General features: G+C 48.9%; 18 protein-coding genes. All 18 read right to left on the reverse strand.

The window, feature by feature from the left end; translation table 11 throughout:
* Positions 1–9 precede the first annotated feature (9 nt).
* The 18 genes from GEV47_RS08880 to GEV47_RS08965 all read right to left on the reverse strand — a co-directional run bounded on the left by GEV47_RS08880 (position 10) and on the right by GEV47_RS08965 (position 22885).
* Positions 10–1989, reverse strand: coding sequence for a M48 family metallopeptidase (locus tag GEV47_RS08880; RefSeq protein WP_153234407.1), 1980 nt, complete (start codon positions 1987–1989; stop codon positions 10–12).
* Between the two features lie 28 nt (positions 1990–2017).
* Positions 2018–2608 (reverse strand): LemA family protein, encoded by a 591-nt coding sequence (locus GEV47_RS08885; protein ID WP_153234408.1) that lies wholly within the window; start codon positions 2606–2608, stop codon positions 2018–2020.
* Between the two features lie 192 nt (positions 2609–2800).
* Entirely contained in the window at positions 2801–3184 is a 384-nt protein-coding gene (locus GEV47_RS08890; RefSeq protein WP_153234409.1) for a nuclear transport factor 2 family protein, read from the reverse strand.
* 98 nt (positions 3185–3282) lie between these two features.
* The gene (locus GEV47_RS08895) at positions 3283–5175 is read right to left on the reverse strand and encodes an amidohydrolase (RefSeq protein WP_153234410.1); all 1893 of its coding nucleotides are present in this window, start codon (positions 5173–5175) and stop codon (positions 3283–3285) included.
* A 184-nt stretch (positions 5176–5359) separates the two neighbouring features.
* Positions 5360–6655, reverse strand: a complete 1296-nt coding sequence (locus GEV47_RS08900; RefSeq protein ID WP_322741599.1) for a capsule biosynthesis protein — start codon at positions 6653–6655, stop codon at positions 5360–5362.
* Positions 6652–7734 (reverse strand): capsular polysaccharide export protein, LipB/KpsS family, encoded by a 1083-nt coding sequence (locus GEV47_RS08905; RefSeq protein WP_153234411.1) that lies wholly within the window; start codon positions 7732–7734, stop codon positions 6652–6654. Before GEV47_RS08905 ends, GEV47_RS08900 begins: the two co-directional genes overlap by 4 nt.
* Positions 7731–8897, reverse strand: coding sequence for a glycosyltransferase family 4 protein (locus GEV47_RS08910; RefSeq protein ID WP_153234412.1), 1167 nt, complete (start codon positions 8895–8897; stop codon positions 7731–7733). The genes GEV47_RS08905 and GEV47_RS08910 overlap by 4 nt, the downstream gene beginning before the upstream one ends.
* Before the next feature lie 32 nt (positions 8898–8929).
* Positions 8930–10120, reverse strand: coding sequence for a polysaccharide biosynthesis/export family protein (locus GEV47_RS08915; RefSeq protein WP_153234413.1), 1191 nt, complete (start codon positions 10118–10120; stop codon positions 8930–8932).
* Positions 10121–10126: 6 nt separating this feature from the next.
* Positions 10127–10330, reverse strand: a complete 204-nt coding sequence (locus GEV47_RS08920; RefSeq protein WP_153234414.1) for a hypothetical protein — start codon at positions 10328–10330, stop codon at positions 10127–10129.
* A gap of 127 nt (positions 10331–10457) precedes the next feature.
* On the reverse strand, positions 10458–11774 hold the full coding sequence (locus GEV47_RS08925; RefSeq protein ID WP_153234415.1) for a glycoside hydrolase family 71/99-like protein: 1317 nt from the start codon (positions 11772–11774) through the stop codon (positions 10458–10460).
* A gap of 5 nt (positions 11775–11779) precedes the next feature.
* Complete coding sequence (locus tag GEV47_RS19370) at positions 11780–14029, reverse strand: GSCFA domain-containing protein (RefSeq protein WP_194270620.1); 2250 nt, start codon at positions 14027–14029, stop codon at positions 11780–11782.
* Between the two features lie 116 nt (positions 14030–14145).
* Complete coding sequence (locus tag GEV47_RS08935) at positions 14146–14571, reverse strand: adenylyltransferase/cytidyltransferase family protein (RefSeq protein WP_153234416.1); 426 nt, start codon at positions 14569–14571, stop codon at positions 14146–14148.
* Positions 14562–17099, reverse strand: coding sequence for a DUF4214 domain-containing protein (locus GEV47_RS08940; RefSeq protein WP_153234417.1), 2538 nt, complete (start codon positions 17097–17099; stop codon positions 14562–14564). Before GEV47_RS08940 ends, GEV47_RS08935 begins: the two co-directional genes overlap by 10 nt.
* Positions 17100–17117: 18 nt before the next feature.
* Complete coding sequence (locus tag GEV47_RS08945; RefSeq protein WP_153234418.1) at positions 17118–18779, reverse strand: glycosyltransferase family 4 protein; 1662 nt, start codon at positions 18777–18779, stop codon at positions 17118–17120.
* Positions 18754–19404: an ABC transporter ATP-binding protein gene (locus GEV47_RS08950; RefSeq protein ID WP_153234419.1), complete on the reverse strand. Its 651-nt coding sequence runs from the start codon at positions 19402–19404 to the stop codon at positions 18754–18756. Before GEV47_RS08950 ends, GEV47_RS08945 begins: the two co-directional genes overlap by 26 nt.
* Entirely contained in the window at positions 19401–20192 is a 792-nt protein-coding gene (locus GEV47_RS08955; RefSeq protein WP_153234420.1) for an ABC transporter permease, read from the reverse strand. The genes GEV47_RS08950 and GEV47_RS08955 overlap by 4 nt, the downstream gene beginning before the upstream one ends.
* An 8-nt stretch (positions 20193–20200) precedes the next feature.
* Complete coding sequence (locus GEV47_RS08960) at positions 20201–21349, reverse strand: hypothetical protein (protein ID WP_153234421.1); 1149 nt, start codon at positions 21347–21349, stop codon at positions 20201–20203.
* A gap of 120 nt (positions 21350–21469) precedes the next feature.
* Positions 21470–22885, reverse strand: a complete 1416-nt coding sequence (locus GEV47_RS08965) for a mannose-1-phosphate guanylyltransferase/mannose-6-phosphate isomerase (protein ID WP_153234422.1) — start codon at positions 22883–22885, stop codon at positions 21470–21472.
* Positions 22886–23438 lie beyond the last annotated feature (553 nt).

The following is a 23438-nucleotide window of genomic DNA, read 5'->3' on the forward strand; positions in this document are numbered from 1 at the left end:
AGACACTTATTAATTATCGAATTGCCAGGGATATGCGTGATATGTGGCGGCGACCGTCGGCGGAATCGGCGCTTCGATGCCGGCGCAAATGGCACGCAAAATATCGGCGCTGGCAATCGGCAATTCAGCGCCATTGTCAGCCACCGCCAGCAGGGCTTTGACCAGTTGCGGCTTGGCAAGCGGTGCCAGTTGATTGGCATTGTCCAGCGCCAGCCTTACTCGCGAGAAGCTGAGACTCGCACCATCACAATAATGTTGGGCGGCGAGCTTGAGCTCAGGGCACAACTGGACGCCGCGCAGGAAAGCCGCCAGGCGCGCAGCGATAGCATCGTCATGACTAGCCGGCACTGCCACATGCGCCACCAGCGAGAACAATACGGCAATATCGCTGCCAAGTTCCGATAATGCGTTGAATTTGATTGGCACCAAACGCCCTGAACGCGGCGCCAAACGACGCGTCAATACGGTCTGCAACACAAATTCGCTTAACGTGATGCGACTATCGGTCGCAATCAGCATATCTACCAGCGCCAGTAACTTGTCGCGTTCTGGCTGCGACAGTTGACGCAGTGCTGGCGCAGCCAAATCGACTAAAGGTAGTCTGGCACTCAACGGCAATTGCTTGATAGCCCCAGCTAAATGTGTGATCAAAGCGGCTTGATGAGGAGCCTCCTTCTTGAGCAACGTCAGCTGCCCTTCACGCTCTGCGCCATTGCCTAGTAATAGTGCATAGATCACCGCGCTAGCTGCGATCGGGTCGCGTACGGCACCGTCGAGCTGCGATGCCAGCGGCGATCCGCTATCACTGCTATTACCGAATTTTTGCGATGGCGCCAATAATCCGCTGGCGATCGGCGGGATTATCGACGTAGCTGCAGCATCTGCCAGATCTGCCGCGCTGACAGAAGTGAATGGCAGGTCCGGCAAACGCACTTTGCTGGCGATAGATCGTGTCACCAATTCTGGTGCTTCCAGCAGTGACATGCTGCGTCCGTAAATGCGCTTTACCCGGTCTTTCAGCGGCGGATGCGTGGCAAACCAGCCGCTCAGAAAATTGGGACGGGCACAACCGAGGAATAGGTGCGAGAGTTGCTCTGCATTCAGATGATTGATTTGCGAGCCAATTTTTTTCCCATCGGTGAGGCCACCAATCTTACGTAAAGCACCGCCAATCCCATCTGGATTACGGGTGAACTGGACGGCGCTGGCATCGGCCAGGAATTCACGCTGCCGTGACACCGCGGATTTGATCACGCGTCCAAAAAAGACCCCGATATAACCGACTGCAAAAAACATCGCACCTGCCGGGAACAGTACAGCCTGCCATGGTGGTCCCCTGTCATCGCGTTCGTCGGTCTCGTAGCGGCCAGCATCCATCATTTGCTGACCGAGGCCGGCAATCATCTGGATGCCAAACAAGACACTGATCAAATGAATATTCAAGCGCATGTCGCCATTCAGGATATGGCTGAACTCGTGGCCTACGACGCCCTGCAATTCATCTCGGGTTAGCCGGTTCAAGGTGCCGCGCGTGACGGCGATGACGGCTTCATTCTGGTTATAACCGGCGGCAAACGCATTTATTGCATCCTCTCGCTCCAACAGATAAACCTTGGGGCAGGCAATGCCGGAAGCCAGCGCCATTTCTTCCACCACGTTCAACAACCGTCGCTCTTGCAAATCGCCAGTGGCGGGTAAAACAATACGGCCGCCGGCCATCAACGCCACGGCATCGCCGCCATCACGTAGATTGAAGGTCTGGATCAGGGTACCGCCGCCAATCAGCAATAGCGTAACCGCGGTATTGGTTTCGAAGAAACCTCTGGGATATTGGCGCGGAACACCGTGATAGGCACCGAACTTGAACGTCCATAGCAACACCATCACCAGATTGACGGCGGCGACGATCACAATCACCGCCAACACAAACAAGAACACTAATTTTCTGGTTTCCTGACGTGCCTGATGCTGCTGCTCAAAAAAAGTCATGTCTGCAATCGCCGAGTTCTACGCTGGATTAGAACGTGACCTTGACCGCTTTGCGCTCTTCCGGCGTTTCGGTCGCCTTCAGCAATTCTGCTGGCTTGAAAGAATACATATTGGCGAACATCGAACCGGGAAATTGTTCGATGGCGGTGTTGTAATCCATCACGCTATCGTTATATGCCTGACGTGAAAAGCCGATTTTATTTTCCGTCCCGGTCAACTCTTCGGTGAGTTGCATCATGTTTTGATTGGCCTTCAGATCCGGATAGGCTTCCGACAAGGCAAACAATTTTCCCAGGCTAGCGCTAAGTGTGCTTTCGCTAACGACCATTTTCTGCACGGCAGCGACATCCGTGGCGTTACCAGCAACCCTGGCATTGGCACTGACCGCCTGATTACGTGCAGCAATCACGGCCTCCAATGTTTCGCGCTCATGCTTCATGTATTCTTTGGCGATTTCTACCAGATTCGGAATCAGATCGTAGCGGCGCTTGAGCTGTACGTCGATCTGCGCAAATGCGTTCTTGAAACGGTTACGAAAACTCACCAGACCGTTATAAATACTAATCATCCAAAATACGATACCAAGCATGATTGCCAGACAAATGATGAAACCGACCATGGTTTTTCTCTCCCAAAAAATGCCATATAACAATTTTCTATTTGGCAACGTTATATGATGGAAATGAGAAAAAAGCAAGTCTATTACAAGCAAATTCCTGTATTTCAACGCGATACGAATTATTGACCGACATTCCTTGACGCCGATTACGCGGACGTATCAGGTGATCGCGTTGACCGATACGCGATTGTTTTAAGGATTTACCGGTACCTTTGGAACGCGCTGTGCCGGGTCGTAAAAAAACTGTTCTTCGGCTATGCGCTCGCCTTCCCATCGTTGGTATGCCAACTCCTCCATCTCGGTGACGCTTCCATTCAGCCATTCGAAACGAAATATCCAGCGCACGACCACCTTGTCGCCATTCACGAAGACTGGACGAACGCATGTCGACGTCAGCGAAGCCGCCCTGGCTAAAACGTTCCGTTCATTTGCCACAAGATGTTCACGTCCGACTCTGGGTGCTGACTGATTTTCTTGCATCGAAGCGTCTTCTGTATAAAATTCTTCGAGAGCTTCGGCGTGAGCATTCTGCTCAACTCTTGCGATGAATTTTTCTATGGTTGCTGGTGTAGGCATAGTGTTTTCTCATTAAGTTATTAATAAAGAGCGCAAACAATAAAACAGCTGGATACACACATGGATGTGATGCATCATTTTTCAACTTTGACCAACGCTTACACCGCCCAACAAGCACAGCCTAGCGCACCCCAGAACGACTTCAGGTCGCTAATGGGCAGCTGGCTAGTCCAGGCTGTTGCATGTTGGTGTCCATGTACTCCGCAGGAATGACTGCAACCGCATGCGGCTGCAAACTTGTGCGTGTTTTTGCCTGAGTTGGTACTGTGAGTTTGCGCCCATGCACCATAACCACCGAAAGTACGAACCGGCGACCAATCCGGCATGGCTGGCGGCGGTGGGTTATCGTCAAAGATGGTAAATTCACCAGCGCCATACACCACGCGTCCGCCAACGACGGTGAGTTCGCATGCGATGTCAGTTATTTCGCTTTCGGGACAACTAAAATAATCGCGATCCGGAACCGTCAGGTCCGCGAACTGCCCGACCGCGATTCGTCCTTTTTTTCCTTCTTCGTTTGAGAACCAGGTGACATTCTCTGTCCACATGCGCAAGGCAGTCTCACGATCCAGACAGTTGGCGCGAGGATAGAGCTGCATGCCACCAACCGTTTTTCCGGTCACCAGCCACGACAGCGATACCCAAGGATTGTAAGAGGCAACGCGGGTAGCATCGGTGCCGGCAGATATTTTTACTCCCGCTTCGATGATACGCGTGACCGGCGGCGTCGCCTGTGCAGCACCGGGACCATAGCGCTCGACGAAATATTCGCCTTGATACGCCATCCGGTGTTGCACGGCGATGCCGCCACCTAATGCGGCGATTCTGTCGATTGATTTGTCGGATATCGTTTCGGCATGATCGAAGAACCAATTCAGACCTGCGAGCGGAATATCCTGATTCACTTTTTCGAACACATCAAGTGCCCGCGTAATGGTTTCGTCGTAGGTCGCATGCATGCGCCATGGCCAACGATTTTCAGCGAGGATGCGAACCACGCCTTCAAGATCTTCTTCCATTTCCGGCACCATATCGGGCCTGGGCTGACGAAAATCTTCAAAGTCCGCGGCAGAGAACACCAGCATTTCACCCGCGCCGTTGTGGCGGAAATAGTCATTGCCTTGCTTGTATTTCGAGGTTTTCGTCCAGTTCAGGAAATCCTCTTTTTCACCCTGCGGTTTCTGAGTAAAAAGATTGTAGGCCAGGCGTATAGTCAGCTGTCCCTCGTCGTCGAGTTTTTGTATGACCTGATAATCCTCTGGATAATTCTGAAAACCACCACCTGCATCAATCGCGCCGGTTACACCCAAACGATTCAAATCACGCATGAAATGGCGCGTCGAATTGAATTGATATTCAAAAGGAAGTTTTGGCCCTTTGGCCAACGTTGCGTAAAGAATCGCAGCATTTGGTTTCGCCAGCAGCAAGCCCGTCGGTTCGCCAGCGCTGTTATGCTCTATTTTTCCTCCCGCTGGCGCCAGCGTATCTTTGGTATAACCACAAGCTCTCAGGGCTGCGCCATTGAGTAATGCACGGTCGTACAGATGCAGAATAAATACAGGCGTATCAGGCGCAATGGCATTAATTTCTTCCAGCGTCGGCAATCGTTTTTCCACAAACTGATGTTCTGTAAAGCCGCCGACGACGCGCACCCATTGTGGGGCGGGCGTGATGGCGACCTGATGCCGCAACATCTCCATCGCATCGGCTAGCGACCGGACACCGTCCCAACGCAACTCCATATTGAAATTCAGTCCACCGCGAATGATATGCAAGTGATTGTCGATCAGGCCAGGAGTGACACGGCGCCCTTTGAGATCAATCAGACGTGTATTTTCTTTTGCCAGCGGCAGAATATCTTCATCGCGGCCCACAGCTGTAAAAACGCCATCACGAATGGCAACGGCAGTGGCGGTGGGGTTACGACGATCTAGCGTGGTGAACTGGCCGCGATACAAAATCAATTCGGGTGCTGGAAGAGTAGCGGACATAAGTCATTTCTCCTAAGACAACTTCTTGACGTTTAATCAAATGATCTTGCAGCTGAATACCGACATCCTCACAGCCAATCCGCACTATATCAGGCATGGCAAAACCGCACTTCAGGTTCAGCTGAACCTTCAGCGAAGCGCAGATCAGCTCACATTGAAAAATCTTAGGTAATCGCCCGAGCGCTTACGGGCAAAGAGGTGCCTGTGAGGAAGTCGGTTGACAGGATTTCTCGTCAACCGCATCTATTACTTCAGGTTCATCGACAGATGCCGACCACTGCAAGCCTGCATAAGAACCTGCAATATCCAACTGTCGGTAGAAGTTCCCATTCAATTGCGTGTGCTCAATCAGGTAGTTTCTAAAACGTTGGTAAAGCTCACCATTGACTGGTTGTTCTTCAGCTTGCCTCCAGAATTGGTCCAGTGAACCTTGAAAAGTTAAGCCCGGGATATCGTAAATGGCCTCGCCACACACCATCAGAGGCGTGCTGTGATGCAAGGCAGAAAGACCCACGGTGCTGTTCACTAACACCACGCCACGTGCGTGCTCCAGCAGTGTTGGCAAATGCTGATCATGGATATAACGTACGCTGTCCTGAATGCCATGCCTCCGGGCCAGCTCGGCAATCAGCCGTGTGTGGTCGTGATAGCCCCTATCCATAGGATGGTGCTTGATGACTAAATGCGTGCCGGGCGGTGCGAATTGGGCGAAGGAAGTCAGCGTGCAATCAATGAAGGCGGCAATTGATTCAAAATCAGAATGTACATGCATCTGCGCATCGTTGTGTACCTGCAATACAACCAGATAGAATTGCTTCGTCAACGTCGACGACAATTCTGCCTGACTGCCTTTTTCCTTACGCGCGAAATATTGCTTGCGCCAGATACTCCTAAGCCACGGAATTCCCTCCCAAAGGGAAAGCGGCCGATGATGTTCATAATGACGAAAAACTGGCCGTAACAGCGCACTGGCCAGGTAATATGACATCGCCCACCATGTCGCATGCCAAAAGGCATTGCCGACCGCGATATTTTGTGGAATATCAACGATAGGCTTGTTCAAATAAACAGCCGGATCGCGAGGAATCTGAGAGTAGCCATTAACCCCAAACCGCTCCAGAGTAATGTAATCAGGTCGAACATACCCTTCTTCAAATACCCCTATCTCAATGCCGCGTCCTGCTGCAATTTCATGGGCAATACCATGCATTGCCCGGCAATCCCCGAACAACAACACGACGTCGATCTTGTGTTCGCTGAGTACCCGCTCGAAAAAAGCCGGCCACTCCTCGACTCTCCCTCTGAACAGAATGGATCCGCTGGAAGAAAACAGCCAGTCACCGCCATTAAAATTAACCTTGGAAACCTGCGCGCCTGCGCGTGTCAGATCGCGCCCGAGTTTCTTGAAAAATGGGCCCAGCGGTCCCTGCAATAATAAGACACGCTTACTTTTGAATTCGGAGAGTCCACTCTTAATCACCGTTTACTCCCGACTATACGTAATGCTAAAAGTAAGCCCATTCGTAATACTTTTCGCCACCATGGCATCCGCTTCGGCGTCGCCGCACGCCAGGCCAATAACTCATCCAGTGCTTGCTCTGGCGTCGTAAAACCACTTGCCACACTACGGCTGATATAAATCGGATACAAAATCAGTGTTCCAGCCACCAACGCATGCAGGGATAAATGGCGGGTACGGCGAGCCACTGGAATGACATCCTTCGTCAATCCCCATCCCGCGTAAAACGGTTGCCCATAACAAGTCACCGGCTTATCGCGCAATAGTGCCTCGAAGCCTGCCAGCGAAGTCAGCACGTGCACTTCATCGACCGCAGGGAGTATTTCCCCCATCGCAATATCCATCACCACTTCGTCACACCATTGCCGCGCGGTGCGCTCACCCTGACCTTTGGCGCGCAGTCCGGCCACGACGTCTGGATGCGGTTTATACACGACGTAAGCATCCGGGTTCGCTGCCCGCACCGCTTGCAACAAACCCATGTTGCTGACGATTCCCGGTGCACCAAATTGAATCGAGGCATCCGTTTCCACTTGGCCGGGCACCAAAATCACCCGCTTTGCCAGTGACGGACGTTGCCAATTACCGGAACCAACGTTGTATTTGGTGAGCCCGTTTTCCACAATCCGGCGACGCAAGGAATATGCCCGTTCCAGCAACTCGTCGGTAAATTCGCTAGTCTGTAACAGATACTCCAAATCCGATGGTTGCGTGGCATCGTAATAAATTCCTCGCTGATCAATCACCCACGAAACCGGATGGATCAAATCCGCACCTAATCCTACGGAGCGCAAAAACCCGTCTTCCATCCGAATGACCTGAACATCCGATGTCAGCCCTGCGGGCAAAGGATGGCTCCCCCACAATAGCAAAGCGCTTCCCGACGGCAGATATTTAGCATGCCCCGCACGAATAAAACGCACCGTCACATTCCCGATAAAACGGCGGACGATAGCGCGCTTCCGGAAAGAAAATCCATAGGCAAAAACGCTGGCAGGCAAGGCACGAATACCTCCTGCAACACTCGCGGAGTGCGTCATTTCACGGTCTCCTGCAAACGCTCCAGCAATTGCTCAACCAACTGAAAATGCGTTACCCATGTAGGCGGCACGAAATGCACCATGCGATTTAACTGTGCAGTTCGCCCCGGAGAGTCAGTATTGGTATAGGCCTCGATGCGTGTCATCCAGCCCATAACGTCCAGCGGATCCAGATAATCGGGGATATCGCCTGCAATTTCCCGAAATACCGGTAAATCACTCGCGATGACAGGAATCCCAGCCGTCAACGCTTCCACCAGCGGCATGCCATAGCCCTCAACAAAAGACGGAAACAGCAAAGCTTGCGAATGATGCAGATAAGTGGCCAGGTCAGCATCGGAGCAATCCGGCAATTCTGTTACTACTCCACGCAAGTCTTCACAGCGTTCAAGTAGATCAATGACATTTTCACATTCCCAGCCGCGCTGCCCGATCACCACTAACTTAGGTGCACGCGTTCCCATGCGCTCCACCAGGCGCCGCCAAAGCTGCAACATCAGCCAGTGATTTTTACGCGGTTCAATGGTACTAAGCATGACGAAATACGGCTCCGCCATTGGTCGGACGAAAGCAGGTGCAGTGAACTGCGGCGCCGCTAACAGCGCAACCATCGCCGGTGGCATAGGCTTGCCAGCCTTTTGCGCAAAATGGTTCAACTCGTCCAGCGTCGCTTGTGAATTCGCAATCACGCCGCTAGCCAGATCTAATACATTGTTCATCCTGATCACATGCTTACCCTGCTCTCCGGGCCTGCAATATTCCGGATGGGTAATCGGAATCAAATCATGCACCACAAACAATGGTCGTACGCCCTGCCGCCGCAATTGCCTCGGATAAGATGTTTGCTCCAAACCGCTGTGGCCGGTATTGAACAGAAATGCATCTTTCAGATGGCGATTACCCGGCCATTTGAAACATTCCCGCCCTACCAGCCATCGCACTGTCCGATTGAAATCGGCAGAAGGTGTTAGTAATTTGCTGAACAATATTCGCGACGCTGCCTGAGGCAGCACTATCGTGCGCCCACTGACACGCACCAGCGCTTTCGCCCGCTCAGAAAAATGCCGTATATACGCCAAACCGACGCGATCCACCCCTGTTGGTAATCGTCCCGTCATGGAACGATCCAACAATCGGGTCACGTCGATTAATATTTCACGCATGGGCAAAAACCGAATGGGTAAAGCCAAACAATTTACCTAGAGATGCTGACGACACTAGCCACTGGATAAATTGCGGAAACGACTAAATTAAGAAATTTCTGCAGCTCAGCAGCAGGCGCATTTGATACGTACAACACATCCTTGTTTTCAATCGGGAAGCTTTGCGCAACGAAGAAGGATGCCGGATCCTTGAGATTGACACGATAAATCACCGGTATTTTTCCTTCAGGTGTCATCTCTACTTTCTTACCGCCTAAATCAATCGCATCAGGCGACTCGAAGCGGAAAATAAAAACACCTTGCGCATCGGCGCGGCTGTCCTGCAGCCCACCGACGCGAGCCAGAGCCTGAGCCAAGGAAATTCCCTTCGCTTCGAAATTCATTTCATCATTCTTGCCGGTCGCTCCGAGCACTGTAAAACTAAGCGACTGAAATAACGACGTAATCACATCACCTGGCTGCAGAACGATATTTTGCTTCGGATCACGGATAATCGTATCGAGCGGTAAGGCCTGAACCTGATCGCCACGCGTAACCTGCAACGTCATCTTGTTAACCGGTTGACGTACTCCTCCCGCCGCGGCCAATGCATCCAACAGCCGCTCGCCACGCGCAGTCAGCGGCATGCGCGTGCTGGCAGTCACCTCGCCAACCACAGTCACGTTCGCTGTGTTGTTGCGAATCATTCGGACCAACACTTGCGGTTGATTCGCTTTGCCTTTCAGTCGACGCACAATCTCAGCTTCAATTTGTTGCGGACTGCGCCCGTTAGCGGGTATCTGTCCTGCAAACGGAATATTGATCGTCCCGTCGCTGCTCACCATTTGTTCGGGGAGGGTAGTTACACGTGTGGTAGCCGGCCCTGAACTCGCATCCATCGCACCACCACCAAACAGTGCTGCAGGCGGTGCCTCCCAGATTGACACTTCAATCACATCACCTGAACCAATAACATAGCCAGCTTTCGCAGGCGCGTTAAATTTTTCAGAAAACAGACTCTGCTTTTGGTTGGCAAGCAATTTGCGGGTTACAGCGTCATTAACATCCACTATCTGGATACCGGTCCCAGGTTGAGCGTCAGTGACCGCTTGCACTTGCGCATAGTTCGGCCCTGAAGATGGCAGCCAACTTGGCGAGACGGCACAGCCGGTTAATGTGATTGTTATGGCGGCAGCCGCACAGCCAGTAATCAGCCGGCGGCAATCCTTTTGCGATAATTTCATATTATTTTATTTCCGGACAACGACATCGGATTTTGCAAAATTGACGATATCCTTGGCGTTGAGGTGAAACTCTGGCAACAAGGAAGATGCGCATGCAGCGATAAATACAAGGCCGCTAAGCATGTAAGCAAACGAAGTGAGGACACTGATGGAACCAAGGACCAAAGGAATCAGGCTGAGTATGATGGATGTTCCATATGAAATTCCCATATATCTCAAAGAGAAAAACATAATCAATGACAATACGATGGATTTAGAAATGCGAAAAAATATTTCCATAAGGTTCTTTATAAGTTGAGGTTGAAATTAAAATTGAGGTTTAAATTTAGAATGCAAATCAAGGCCTAAGAACTGCGTCCATGTTTTTTGGTGGCGCCTGACGTAGTCGTAAATACTCTGCTGCTTTTCCCGTAACACGCAAGTACCAGTCATCCGGCAAAGCACAGCCATCTTGATTCAGAAAAACCATGGTTGCGCCAGTGGGTAGTTTGTCTTTACGCGTTTCGACAGGGAACAGAGCGGTTCCTTCATCCACTTCATCGAACATGGCGGCATACAGCGTTTCAACATGTGCGTCGAGCAGATTGGAAACCTGATGCCAGAGGAATTTCCCACAATTACGTGGAGTCCGATTAAGGACAGCCTGATCTTTATTACCTCTATTGGTCATCAAGTTATACCAGGAAAACCCAGGAGAAATCACCGGCATATATTCCAGTTTCAAACGCTTAGTCTCGGCAAGATCGGGAACAACATTATTTTTTATAAATACGTCGGCCTCTTCGTCGTTGGAAAAACGCCCAACAGACCATGGACTAATGACGTCGTAACTGCGATACACCTTGGCCCAAGATGGATCCGACTTAGAGTCACCGGAAAGGGTACGCCAGTGCGTCGGTACACCGCCGATTAGCGTCACTGCTTGGAGACCATCATGCCCACCTTTCAAGTCGTTGATCAGCGCGGCAACTTCATCCGCTGTGCCGGGGCGATCTCCGAAACCAAAGCCCCATAACTGAAGCACAGGTTTACCGTGTTCCTTTAAATAGCTGGGACTTGTTGTGATTTTCAACTCATCCACCAAATGGTGCCAGTCGTTGCGAATATCCTCGACCACCGTTTTGGGATTAGCTCCAGAAACGTCATAGGTCACATAGAAAACCCGATCGCTAGCCACCGATGCAAGACGGACATTCTTTATGACATTATCGCCACGACGTTTCTTCTCTGGGGTCACTAGTTCCCCGACGAAACGCTGCACCGCAGCACCATCAATGCCATGCTCAGCCATCCAACGGAAGTGCGTCGCAACGACACGTTGGTTCTGCGACGAAAAAAGCAAAATCGCACTTCCATCCGGCCTGCTAAGTCCTGTATCACATAGATCTTCCGCATCGATTCCGCGAATCGAAGGCAGAAGATCAACAGTGAAATGATCCTGCTGGACGCGACCCAAAAACCAGTGCTGCCAATTGTCATTTTTTTCAAAATCGCCTGGACAACCGAACCAGCCTTGATAACCCACAATCATCTTTCCCGCTAGACCTGTTTTCGCATCTGAAGCATGTCCAACGCTACACATTAGTAATGCCGAGAAAACGCAAAATGCGGTAGTCAACCATCCCCTAAATATATATTTTATTTTTATCATCATTATCTTCAATGATCGGTGTCGATTGCTTCTTCATCACAAACAACCTCGTTCAACAGAGCGCTCTCTCGCATCAACTCTTCATCAAGGGCACTAACCGCCTTTTCATGAGTGGTCCTTTCCGACGAGTAATGAGACATAAACAGGCGCATCACATGGTCAACACCTTCTGGCTTTACCGAACGTAAATCAGTCTCAAAATATTCTCCTTTAGTGTAGTGTCCTGTAACAATTTCGTAGGAAGGAAAATATTCACACATCGGATTACGCTGACTAACTTCTTCGGCGGCAGCTCGCAAAACTGCCTTGCTGTACGTCGTGGAAACAAGAACATGGCGATCCTCATATGTAGCAATCAAGGGAACCGGGGAAACCGTCACAAGCATCCTCGCATGAGGATTCACTCGCAAAAGCCGCTCTACAAAGGCATTCATGTCCGCCACAACATCTGCAACGCCAAAATTCACAAACTCGTGAGTATCCGGATTCAATTCACCGGCAACAACGCCTGGCGCAAGGGGATACACCGCTCCATCGGACCGACACCGCCATGTTTCGGTCAGGCCCAGCGTAAATACGAGCACATCCAGATTTTCAAACATCTTGCGAACCGATGAAAAATGCTCCTCGCGAGATCGCTCGAGTTCTTCAACTGAAGCGAATCCGTCAGGTTCAATCTGTGGACGGAAAGGGTCCGCAAATCTGCCGTCGCCACGTATCCAGTACCGCTCAGTTGGAACGAAGATTCCGTATGCCCGATCAAATAGCTGTACCAACTGACGTGCTGTGTACAAGTTTCCGTAACGTGCTGAGAAAACACCGAAATTTCGCCTCTGTGCCTCTTCAGATGAAAGAGCATCCCCGCTCTCTGAAATGTAGTAGTTAAAACCATTTTTTTGCAACGTACGCGAGATGTGTTGGGCAAAACAACTCCCCGCTGTTGCCACTTTGTGTTCGCGATTAAGAATCATGCTGGACCGTACGACAGGATCGACGTCCTGCATAGGCAGTCGTTCAATCGCGCGACGCCAAAATTGATGGTCGGGTAAGCCCTGATAGGGGTTGCGCCCAATTCGGGATGTATCTGGCTGACTTACAGTGGAAACAGAAATCTTGGCAGAATTCGATATTTTTCTTTTCTTCAGAAAATTGCCTAATTCCTGATAGCGCGAGGAAGCGAGACGAGCACAAACCAAATCTTCTTTAGAGTATTTAGAAAACGACTCAAAAGAATCCCGCACAAACTCCGCCAGCCCAAGCATAAGAACCGGCTGATCCTGAGGACAAGATCCGCGTGCCTTTTTGAATTGATAGTGGCCGACTATATTCAACTTCCGGCCAATTTCGGGGTAAAGCGGCCAAACAGGTCCCTGTGCCAAATCATCATCAACAAACTGCTCTACATTTGATAATGCAGTTATACCTTCACGAGCCAAAATAGCCCGCGCCAAATCGGCAAGAACGAACAATTTAGGATGATTCGAGGAATACATCCATTCCCCCGTTCGGGACCATTTATCAATCAAATGTTCCAACGGTAGTCCTGTTGCTTTACCCTCTTGTATCAACGACTCCTTGCATGCATTCCAGTAATCGAAAAACCCAAGTTTCCCGAATACATCTTCGTTGTATAAATCGATTGTCTCTTCAACTGAGCAACCGTTTGCCCAACCGTAAAATGCGATCGTAGATTGATACTCGCCAAGCGGCCCCTTGATTCTGCTATTTTGAAGATTTGATATGTAATCCACATCGGGATGGAACGCCGAAAATGCGACTCTCGGAAACAATTTAGTTTTGCCTCGGGCATGAATAAATTTTTCCTCAAAAATCTTTGGAATTTCCGCATGCGGATGCAACAATATCAAATCACTTTGCGATACCAATAATGAAATGTCTAGGTCGCCAGACTTGAGACGATCGGTTGTAGCGGGTAATGCTTCTATGGTAGTTGTCACCACATTGCCGACCATTGCTTGAATTAAACGGGCGACGCCCTTAATCTGGCAATTACCAATGATTAATATTTTTATCGGTGGCAGACCAGTTCCCGTGGCTTTAGATGCAGGTAACGCCTTCAATTCAATTAAATTATCGAAGCGCTTACTTCTTGAAAACTCTCCCGATTTAATCAAAGTCTCGGCAAGTGCTGTTTCACTTTGCGCTCCCATATGCGCCTTGATGGTCTGTTCGGATTCGGGCTCACGTCCGAGGAAAAATCTGAATCCAAATATAACCGCATCTTTTGAAACTGCCATTCATTGCTCCAATATATTCGTAATAAGTCGGTCATTGGCTCCGGGCCAAGAAATTAAGTAGGCAGCCCATAGATCAATTCACGTAACGCTCCTGCTGTCTATTGAATCTCGTCCTTTTACACAAATTGCTGTTGCATCATTTTTTTTATTTCGGTCGTAGAAACATCTTTTGTTCGCGGAAGATAAATAACGTCACATAAATCTGACAGATCATCAAATTTCCCAATCCAATCGTCCCCCATCGCAAAAATATCAACATTTAGTCGTGTGATATCAGTGCGCTTTTGCTCCCAGCAGCATTCCGGGAAAACTTCATCCACGAACTTTGTAGCCTCTACAATTTGTGCCCGCTGCTCATAGGGAATAATTGTTTTTTTCCCTTTCAGGGAATTAAATTCGTCGGTTGATATTCCAACGATCAATCTAGCTCCAAGAGCTTTCAAATTCCTTAACAAGTTAAGATGCCCGATATGGAATAAGTCGAATGTTCCGTAAGTTAAAATAACTTTTTCGCATAACTCCGCTTTTTTCTTTACCTGCATAATGGAACCTTCGCGTGAATTGGATACAAATTATTAGCGCTTTGCAGCATCTCAACTATCGAATTCACACAACGATCCGCCGCTTCCTCACCTAAACAATCAACCATCATTCGAACAGTGTGGCTCTTGTCCGCAAAGGCTCGACTATCCATTAACAACTCCTGCTGCGCTTTCACAGCAATATTAATTTCCTCGCGAGGAACGAGAGTGCAAAAATCCCAATACACATCTGTATGAGGAATTCGCAACCGCGATTCATTTTCGAAAAATTTGGCATCGAAATCGGGAACACGCTTCATAGTTATGCACACGACAGGTTTTCCGAGCGCTGCGAATTCGATTGCTGTCGATGAAATGTCAGATACCAGAATGTCTGCCAAATGATAATAATCACTTATTGACTCATTTCCCCCCAAAACTCGAACACGATAACCAAGATCAGAAAACTCTTTCGCGTACTTCACATCGCCGTCATGAGGTATGGCAAATAAATTATCCGCATTGTCAAAGAATCGCAAATTGAATAGGCCACAATCACGGTCACCGCCACTCCAACTTGGTGCGAACAGAATCAATTTTTTTTCCGGATCTAAATTTAAATTTCTGCACATCTCAATTCTCTTACTAGCAGAAAGGGAGACTGGTGATTGTAGTTTTGGATAGCCTACGACGCGGCAACGATCAATCATTTCTGGATATATCGAAATAAGTCGTTTCGTCCAAAGTACCCCTGGCAATAACACCAAATCGTACCTACGATAGTGCGGGCTATATGTGTATTTTTTGAGGGGAGAAACACCATGCTCGGCATAAATATATCGGCCACGACATCCTGCGTTGAAAAGCTTTGCGTAAGGCGTAGCTGAAGATATAAGGAAATTACCAAGTAAAATATTATTCTTTTTTACGTAGTCGATCGCCGTATTTGTATCCATAAATTCAGCGGTATATCCAAGCTCGATAAGCCGCTCAAAAATCGGACGAAGACTATCAGCCTCTTTTTTTGCATCAAAAATGCACAGCAGAGTTTGTGCGCTCCCTACTGATACGGGGATATTGGAAATATAGTGGCTAAGGGGAATATCGAACCAAAGCTGAAACGCCAATTCTCGATTATCAGATGACAATCCCAATGACTGAGGGCTAATGGAGCCATCCGAGCTAAATCGAATAAACTTCGAGAGTTGTGAGCGTATCTTTATTTCATGGCAAGAATATGCATCGTCCAACGTTACGGTAAAAGATTGATCGCCGTCATCTATAGAAATATACCTCTTCTCGCCGGGAGATAAATAGTTGCAGCTCAAATACACACTGAAATTTCCATTGGCTATCAGTGAGGACTTCGCCGCACTCCAGACGAATCCAGATTCCTTACTATAAAATCCATCGGTGAGAATTATCGAGGTATCAGAAATTTTCCAATCAGATAATGGAGTTACCGCTGAAGCGATGTCATACGACAATTTCGCCTCTTCGTTGCGAGCCGCATTTATTGAAATGACGATCATTTTTTTTAGAACATCAGCGATAACATGCTGAAACTCTGTAGCGGAGGAAATCTTTGGAATGTTATTTGCTAATTCATTGGCATCTGGTTCGCGACCGGTAATTCCTATGAAAATTCCACGAACTAAATCTGGGGCCGCATTGCTGAAAAAATCTCTCCGAGCCAATTCGCTTTTGTTTATGCATGCAGTAAACTGTTCTAACTTGCCCTTGTTTTTTAAAATTGATCCATAAGTATCAAGTTCAGTTGCGTCAGGCGCACGACCCAATATTCCCTTAAAAATAGCACCCGCTATTTCATCGGACTTCCTTGCAAACAACATATCCCAGTGCTCCTGGGATTGCGTCAATGCCGAGAGCAAACCGCGCAGGTCTTTAGTTTGGGCCAGTTGCTCTGAGTACGTATGCAGCGCCTTGGCTTCTGGCGTTCTCGCCAGCAAACCTTGGAATGACGCTTCAACCAATTCTTCCGACCTTTGGCTCATCAGCCTTTCCCAATGCTCTTGGGATTGCGCCAATGCCGACAGCATCTGACTCAGGTCTTTGGTTTGGGCCAGTTGCTCTGCGTATGTATGCAACGCCTCAACATCCGGCGCTCTCCCCAGCAAGCCTTGGAAGGATGCTTGAACTAGTTCTTCTGATCTTTGGCTCATCAGCTTTTCCCAGTGCTCCTGAGAATGCGTCAAAGCAGAAAGTATTCCGCTCAGGTCTTTGGTTTGCGCCAATTCTTCTGTGTAGGTATACAAAGCTTCGGCTTCTGGCGCTCTCGCCAGCAAGCCTTGAAAAATCAAACGGACAAGTTCGTCGGGATGAAGATAAAAATTTCTTTCCCATGCCTCTCTAGATCTAGAGAAATCGCCCAAGATTGTCGAAAGATTTCCTGTTGATGCGATTTCTTTAGTGTAGGACGCTAATCCATTTTCATCTGGCTCTCGTCCCAGAATGCCTATATACGCTGAATGCGCAATCTTACGGGCATACAATTTCAAAACTAATTGGGAGATGTGCCGAGAGTCCATAGAAAATCAATCCACTTACTAAGTTGATGAGACTGAAGAGTTTTTCTCTTCGAATACAGTAGTTGTTGACGATTTTATTGATTTTCTTTCTGCAACAACTCGCTCTGCAAAACGCTCCCATTGCGGAATAATTTGCTCAGGGAGATAGCGCGACGACACTTCTCCTCCACGTTGACGCATTTGTTCTTGCTCTTGCTGCGCACCCTCCTCATAAAGCACTTTTTTGAGCGCCTTTACTAGGCTCATCGTGGCATAAGGATCAAAGTATTCGGCGGCATCTTCATATACTTCGCGATGCACCGGAATATCGGAAGCGATCGTAATACCGCCACTAGCCATAGATTCCACACCGGAAAAATCGAAGCCCTCCCCTAAACTTGGACAAACTGTCGCAGCCGCGTGACGATAAAGAACCCGGAGATCGGGCGCAGGAACTGCATTGAGCATGAACAGGTCGCCGCGGTCAATCCAAGATGAAAATGCTTTCGTAATAGAACTGTGTTCCCATCCCAATGTTCCAACTACTACCAGCTTGAGGTCCGGGTCAACATCAGCTTTTAGCACCTCCCAGGCTGCAAGAAGTCGTGTATGATTTTTTCTTGGCTCAATGGTTGATACAATCAGCAAATATTTGAAGTGTTTGTCTCCAAGCGAACGCTTATAAAAATTCTCTTTTTCTCGCAGACTAAAAAACTTAGGCAATAACTCAATTCCTTTTGATGGATCCCCCTCGTATAGTCGCGATCTGATAATTCCAGGCACACGCTCAAACGCAGAATTTTCCAAGAAATAGTGATGCGCCACCATATTGTGAATCGTCACCGCTCGATCGGTTACCTCTGGAAAAATTCGAATCAAATCCTGACGCGTTGCCTCCGAAACGCAGGCAAACCAAGCGCCAGATTTAACGTTACTCATCATGGCGTAGAAGTGCGTGGCCTGATGGAGCGATTTGTCCGATATGGTGTGCGGCATGAAAATCGGAATCGCGTCGTGGTAACGAATGACATAAGCCGTATCGGGATCGACTCGCGCTGGATAGGGTGTTTGACCGATGAAAATATCAAAGCCTTTCGTGTCCAGCTTCGGATATTTAGGTGTGGAGCGCCAGTTTAGAGTACTAAGACCGACTGTATGTAAGGTATGCCACGGCACGGAGCAGACACGGTGATTTGCCGGGGCGACCAACGAAAAATCAGATGCAGGCAAGGTCTTTGAAAAAATAGTCCGCCAAGTAAAATCTTCAAACGATTTGGATTCAAAACGCGTCAGCTTAATTTTCCCAAAACCACTGACCATCGAAATTTGCAGGCTGGCTACTTCTGCTCGCTTCTGGAAGTAATCCATAATAATGTCTAAAACGTTCCGGTATGGCTTTTCGGCCATCGAAATAATGACATTGGAGATTCGGTTATAGCGCCGGGCCGCCGAGATTTTCTTCCTGAAGAATCCCGTATCGCTGGTCCCTCGGGCTAAACGACGGTGCGATGTCTGCAACAACCCTTCAATATCCACAGACTCAATTTTGCGCAGCCCACGAAACAGCAATCTGACTTCTTGTGGAATACCGGCAAAACCGTCTAATGCAGGGCGTAATTCCAGTAATACTTTTATTTTTTTGTTCGCTTCATTTGTCATGTCAATTAATCCTGGGTCATACGTTGCTGTTGTAGTAGTCATATGCTGTATCAATGTCTGCAAAATCGTGCAGCAGGCCGTTGTGAATTACACAGGCACGATCACAGTGCTCTCGAATGTTGTGAACTTCATGCGACACCATAATAATGGCGCGGTCGCCCCGCTTCTCGAAAAGCTCTCGCTGGCATTTTTCGTGAAATCGGGCATCACCGACGGAAATCACTTCGTCAATCAAAAAGCAGTCAAATTCGATCATCATCGAGATTGCGAAAGCCAATCGACCACGCATCCCTGCCGAGTAGGTCTTGACCGGCTCTCGAAAATATTTCCCCAATTCTGAAAATTCCTGCACAAATTGAATTTTGTCTTCTGCGCTTGTCCCATACACGCGACAGATAAAGCGCAAGTTGTCTAGCCCGGTGAGACTTCCTTGAAACGCGCCGCCGAACGCCAGCGGCCAAGAGACGCTCATCCCACGGTTGATAGTGCCGCTGGTTGGTCGTTCGGCACCGCTTATAAGACGTATCAATGTGGATTTACCGGCCCCGTTGCGGCCCAGGATTCCAATTTTTTCACCACGCTTCACCTGCAGGCTGACACCATTCAGCACAGTGCTGAGCCCTTGTCGGGTCGGATAGCGCTTGACAATGTTTTCGATATGAATCATTCAGGTATTACCGTACGCGATACCACACGAACTTGCGAAAGCCCCAGCAAAGTTATGCATAGGTTAACCGTGCCAGCATAAAACAAATCGTAATGCGCATGAACCGCTGCGCCGAAGTAACCTTCGCGCAATATTTCGACAAAATGCACCATAGGGAAAAGTAGTACGAATTTTTGCGCGGGCGTGGGCAGCCAGTCGACCATAAAAGCTGCGCCAGATAGTGGGAAAAACAGGTAAGCCATCGGATGCCAGATTTTTTCAACAATTTCTGAGCGAGCACTCAACGCGCCAACAAGTATGGCCAATGCCGCACCAAACCAACTGAGCATTCCCCAGCCCAGCATGACTTTCAGTATGTCCTCTGGGGGTTTCATCAAGCCAATGGCGATAAAGACTATCCCCAACGTAATAAATGACGCGGTTGTGCCGGCGACTTCAAGAAGGATACGTGAAGCAAAAATATCGATGACTTTCACATTGCGGTGATACATCAATGCCAAGTTTGGCTCGATGGCTCCACTACAGCGACCAGGCATATTTCTCCATAAGAGAACTGACGAATACCCGGTGAGCGCAAACGCAGCAATGGGCAGACTAGACCCATGGTGGGCATTAGAAAAAGTCCATAACGCCGTCACACCAACTGTAAACATCATGGGTTCAACAAAGAGCCAAAGAAAGCCGATGTTATGACGTCCATAACGGGTAAGTATCTCGCGCATGAGCAGCGCGCCTATCACGCGAAACTGTATCGCTAGTGAACGCCTCAGTGTCGATGTATTACTCATAATTTAGGCTAGTCCTGATGCTCGCGCACGCTAGCCAGAAGCATGCCGAGCACACCCCAAGCGATCATGCCGAGTAGGAACGTAGTCAGTATGTTGCGTATCCGCCGCGGCTCTATTGCTACATCTGGTTTATTGGGCTGAACAATCCGCTCCAGATAGAGTTGTTTGCGCTGGGCATCGTTGCGGGCTTGTTCCAACGATGCTAGTGCGGCTCCCAATTGTTTATCGGCGAACGCGCGTTCCAAAGACAGGCGCTCATATTGTGTGGTCTGACTGGTCAACGATGTCCCGCCGCCAGCCACTTTGGCCATTTGCGTGTCCATCTCAGATTGCAATGTTGTCGCACGTTTTTGCAAGGCCGGAATCTGCGGATTATCAGGGGTGAAGGTGCGCACTTGGTCTAGCTGTGTTTTGGTGGCGATGAGTTCATCTTGAAGCTTGGAGATCAGTTGCAACTGGAGTGCTGATTGACGCTCAGGATCAAATATCGCTTTTTGGTTGCGATAATCTGACAATGCCAAACCCGCATCTTTAGCTTTTTTCTCCGCAACTTCCACCTCAGATGTTGCAAAACGAATCATGTCCTGTCGTCCACGTTCGTTTAGCTGGTTGACAAGGCGCTCGCCCATCTCCAGCAACGCTGCGTTGATACGATAGGCATCGTCAGCCGTGAAGGCACTCACTTTTAGCGATGAAATGGAAGATGCTGAGTCCAAGTCAATCACGACTTGCTTTTGGTAATAACGGTATAGAGCTTCAAAGCTATTGTCCCAGCCCAGCCCAGCAAAACGGCTGAATAAATCAACATCGTGATGGCCGAATGCTTTGTCGAGAGCCAGCTTCGCATTTAGTTGTTGCAGCGCGTCCCGAGAGAGCATGAAGTCTTGCACGCTGTAGGTATCATCCTGCGCGCGGGAGAATCCCGCACCTTGAAGTAGTGCGCCCAGGCCAGTGGCCGATTGGGGCTGAGGACTGCGCACCACAAAGCGAGATTCCGAAATATAGACATCGGAAGCGATCAACCCAAAGTAGACGGTCGCCACAATAGTGGGAATCGCTACCGTCACAAGAAATAAGCGATTGACGCGAACCAAGCGTTCTTTCAAGGCTTGAGGCCATGTTTTGGATGGCGATTGTAATTCTGAGGCAGATTGCATTTCCACGGGATTTCCTGCTGATGCGGTTTATTGTTGATCTTGTTTTGAATGCAGGTGAATGCAATCTCTACGGCTTACAAAAACAGTTGTTCGACTTCACTTACCCTTGACTGAATTTCTTCAGACACGTCCATAAGTGTCTTGGAAGCGCACGATATCGTCTTCACCAAGATATTCACCGCTTTGCACTTCAATCATGACCAGATTGAGCATGCCGGGGTTTTCCAGGCGATGTTTATGGCCTGCGGGAATGTAAGTAGATTCGTTGGTTCTGACGAACAGCTCATTGTCGCCATTAACGACTCTGGCCATACCGCTGACGACGATCCAGTGTTCGCTACGATGATGGTGCATTTGCAGAGATAAGGACGCGCCCGGTTTGACTTCAATACGCTTGATCTTGAAGCCAGGGTCTTCCTCGAGCACTGTATAAGTGCCCCATGGACGATGTACGGTCAGGTGATGTTTGTGGGCGTCGTGCCCTTGCGCTTTCAGTTCTGCATAGAGATGCTTAACGTCCTGCGCGCGGGATTTATCGGCCACCAGCAAGGCATCGGGTGTATCAACGATAATCAGATTGTCGATACCGACCGCACCAACGACACGCTTATTACTTTGGATATAGCAGTTGCTGACATCATGCAATAACGCGCTGCCATCAATCCGATTGCCGTTATCGTCAGCAGCCGACAGATCACCAAGTGCGCTCCAGGAGCCGATATCGCTCCAACCAATATTGCAAGGCACCACTGCTATCAGGCTTGATTGTTCCATGACGCTGTAATCAATGGAGCTATCCGGAACTTGCGCGAAGCTGGCTGCATCGAGTTCAAGTTCTGCGAAGCCTTTGCCTTCCGCTCTGCGAGATTGCTCAATACATGCTTTGGTTGCGGCAAGAATTTCCGGGCAGTGCTGCTCCATTGCCTGCAACATGGTGCCGGCCTTGAAACAGAACATCCCCGAATTCCATAAGAAGCGACCGGACTCGAGATATTCCTGAGCTTTTTCGAGAGAAGGCTTTTCTACAAAACGCAGCACTTTGTTGCCTTCGGATTCGATGTAACCATAGCCGGTTTCAGGCACATCCGGCTGGATGCCGAACGTCACAATTTTGCCTTGTTGCGCTAGTTCTGCTGCATCGATCACGGCGTTGGCGAATGACTCCTGGTGTTCAATCAGGTGGTCTGCGGCCAACACGAGCATGATCGCCTCTTCGCCATGCGCCTTGACTACATGAAGTGCAGCAGCCGCTATGGCAGCTGAAGTATTGCGCCCAAAGGGTTCCAGAATGAATGATGTCGGCAACTGAGCCTTGTTGACTTCCCTGAATTCATCTTCGGTCTTAAAGAAGAGTTCGCGATTGGTGACCGTCAGAACTTCCTTCACGCCGGGTAATGTCGCGCCTCGCAGGAAAGCTTTTTGCAACAGGCTTTGCCCATCTGCCAGGCGAATGAATGGCTTAGGATGAAGCTCACGGGAAACAGGCCAGAGACGTGAACCTGCACCACCACATAAAATTGTCGGAACCAAACGCATGGATATATATCTCACTCACATTTTTTATATATTTAACTATCCGTCGACGCTATTGTCATGCTGGCAAGCTACGACAATGAATTCATCAACTCGAGCTTGGCAGCCACGATTGCATCAGTTTCTCAGCGAATCACTGCCTTAAATACTGCTTAATTCGACCTAAGAAAAAACGCAGTCTTAAGACTGCGTTTTTTGTAAAAGTATCGTTTACACGCTTAACGCGCTCAAATGGCACGTGATATTGGCGGAAAATATTATCACGGGCCTTTTTTAAAAGATGTTATTCTTGCCATCAAGAAATCTTTGCACAAATAAAATGTTTCTTGACAATATCCCCCATAAAGCAATAATTAAGAATTTTCTTAAAGCAAGTTAAAAAGTGCATTCAACGCCTTAGAGTAGCGTCGAAAATTGACAAATTTCAGCGCTTCGTTATTTCCTATAAAACAAATTCCCAAAAAAAATCCGGCGTAATCCATCGTAGAAATTAGTTTTCTGCAGGAAACTTTCTTTGTTTTTTTGCAGTTATATGCAAACAAGTTTATATGCGTTT

This window comes from Glaciimonas soli, assembly GCF_009497155.1.
In the GTDB taxonomy this organism is placed as follows: Bacteria; Pseudomonadota; Gammaproteobacteria; order Burkholderiales; family Burkholderiaceae_D; genus Glaciimonas; species Glaciimonas soli.

Coding starts and splice junctions, on each gene's coding strand:
- GEV47_RS08955 (WP_153234420.1), bottom strand. CDS start 20,192: ATGAGTAATACATCGACACTGAGGCGTTCACTAGCGATACAGTTTCGC.
- GEV47_RS08935 (WP_153234416.1), bottom strand. CDS start 14,571: ATGCAGGTAAAGAAAAAAGCGGAGTTATGCGAAAAAGTTATTTTAACT.
- GEV47_RS08905 (WP_153234411.1), bottom strand. CDS start 7,734: ATGACGCACTCCGCGAGTGTTGCAGGAGGTATTCGTGCCTTGCCTGCC.
- GEV47_RS08910 (WP_153234412.1), bottom strand. CDS start 8,897: ATGCGTGAAATATTAATCGACGTGACCCGATTGTTGGATCGTTCCATG.
- GEV47_RS08885 (WP_153234408.1), bottom strand. CDS start 2,608: ATGGTCGGTTTCATCATTTGTCTGGCAATCATGCTTGGTATCGTATTT.
- GEV47_RS08940 (WP_153234417.1), bottom strand. CDS start 17,099: ATGGACTCTCGGCACATCTCCCAATTAGTTTTGAAATTGTATGCCCGT.
- GEV47_RS08915 (WP_153234413.1), bottom strand. CDS start 10,120: ATGAAATTATCGCAAAAGGATTGCCGCCGGCTGATTACTGGCTGTGCG.
- GEV47_RS08950 (WP_153234419.1), bottom strand. CDS start 19,404: ATGATTCATATCGAAAACATTGTCAAGCGCTATCCGACCCGACAAGGG.
- GEV47_RS08945 (WP_153234418.1), bottom strand. CDS start 18,779: ATGACTACTACAACAGCAACGTATGACCCAGGATTAATTGACATGACA.
- GEV47_RS19370 (WP_194270620.1), bottom strand. CDS start 14,029: ATGGCAGTTTCAAAAGATGCGGTTATATTTGGATTCAGATTTTTCCTC.
- GEV47_RS08925 (WP_153234415.1), bottom strand. CDS start 11,774: ATGATGATAAAAATAAAATATATATTTAGGGGATGGTTGACTACCGCA.
- GEV47_RS08895 (WP_153234410.1), bottom strand. CDS start 5,175: ATGTCCGCTACTCTTCCAGCACCCGAATTGATTTTGTATCGCGGCCAG.
- GEV47_RS08920 (WP_153234414.1), bottom strand. CDS start 10,330: ATGGGAATTTCATATGGAACATCCATCATACTCAGCCTGATTCCTTTG.
- GEV47_RS08890 (WP_153234409.1), bottom strand. CDS start 3,184: ATGCCTACACCAGCAACCATAGAAAAATTCATCGCAAGAGTTGAGCAG.
- GEV47_RS08880 (WP_153234407.1), bottom strand. CDS start 1,989: ATGACTTTTTTTGAGCAGCAGCATCAGGCACGTCAGGAAACCAGAAAA.
- GEV47_RS08965 (WP_153234422.1), bottom strand. CDS start 22,885: ATGCGTTTGGTTCCGACAATTTTATGTGGTGGTGCAGGTTCACGTCTC.
- GEV47_RS08960 (WP_153234421.1), bottom strand. CDS start 21,349: ATGCAATCTGCCTCAGAATTACAATCGCCATCCAAAACATGGCCTCAA.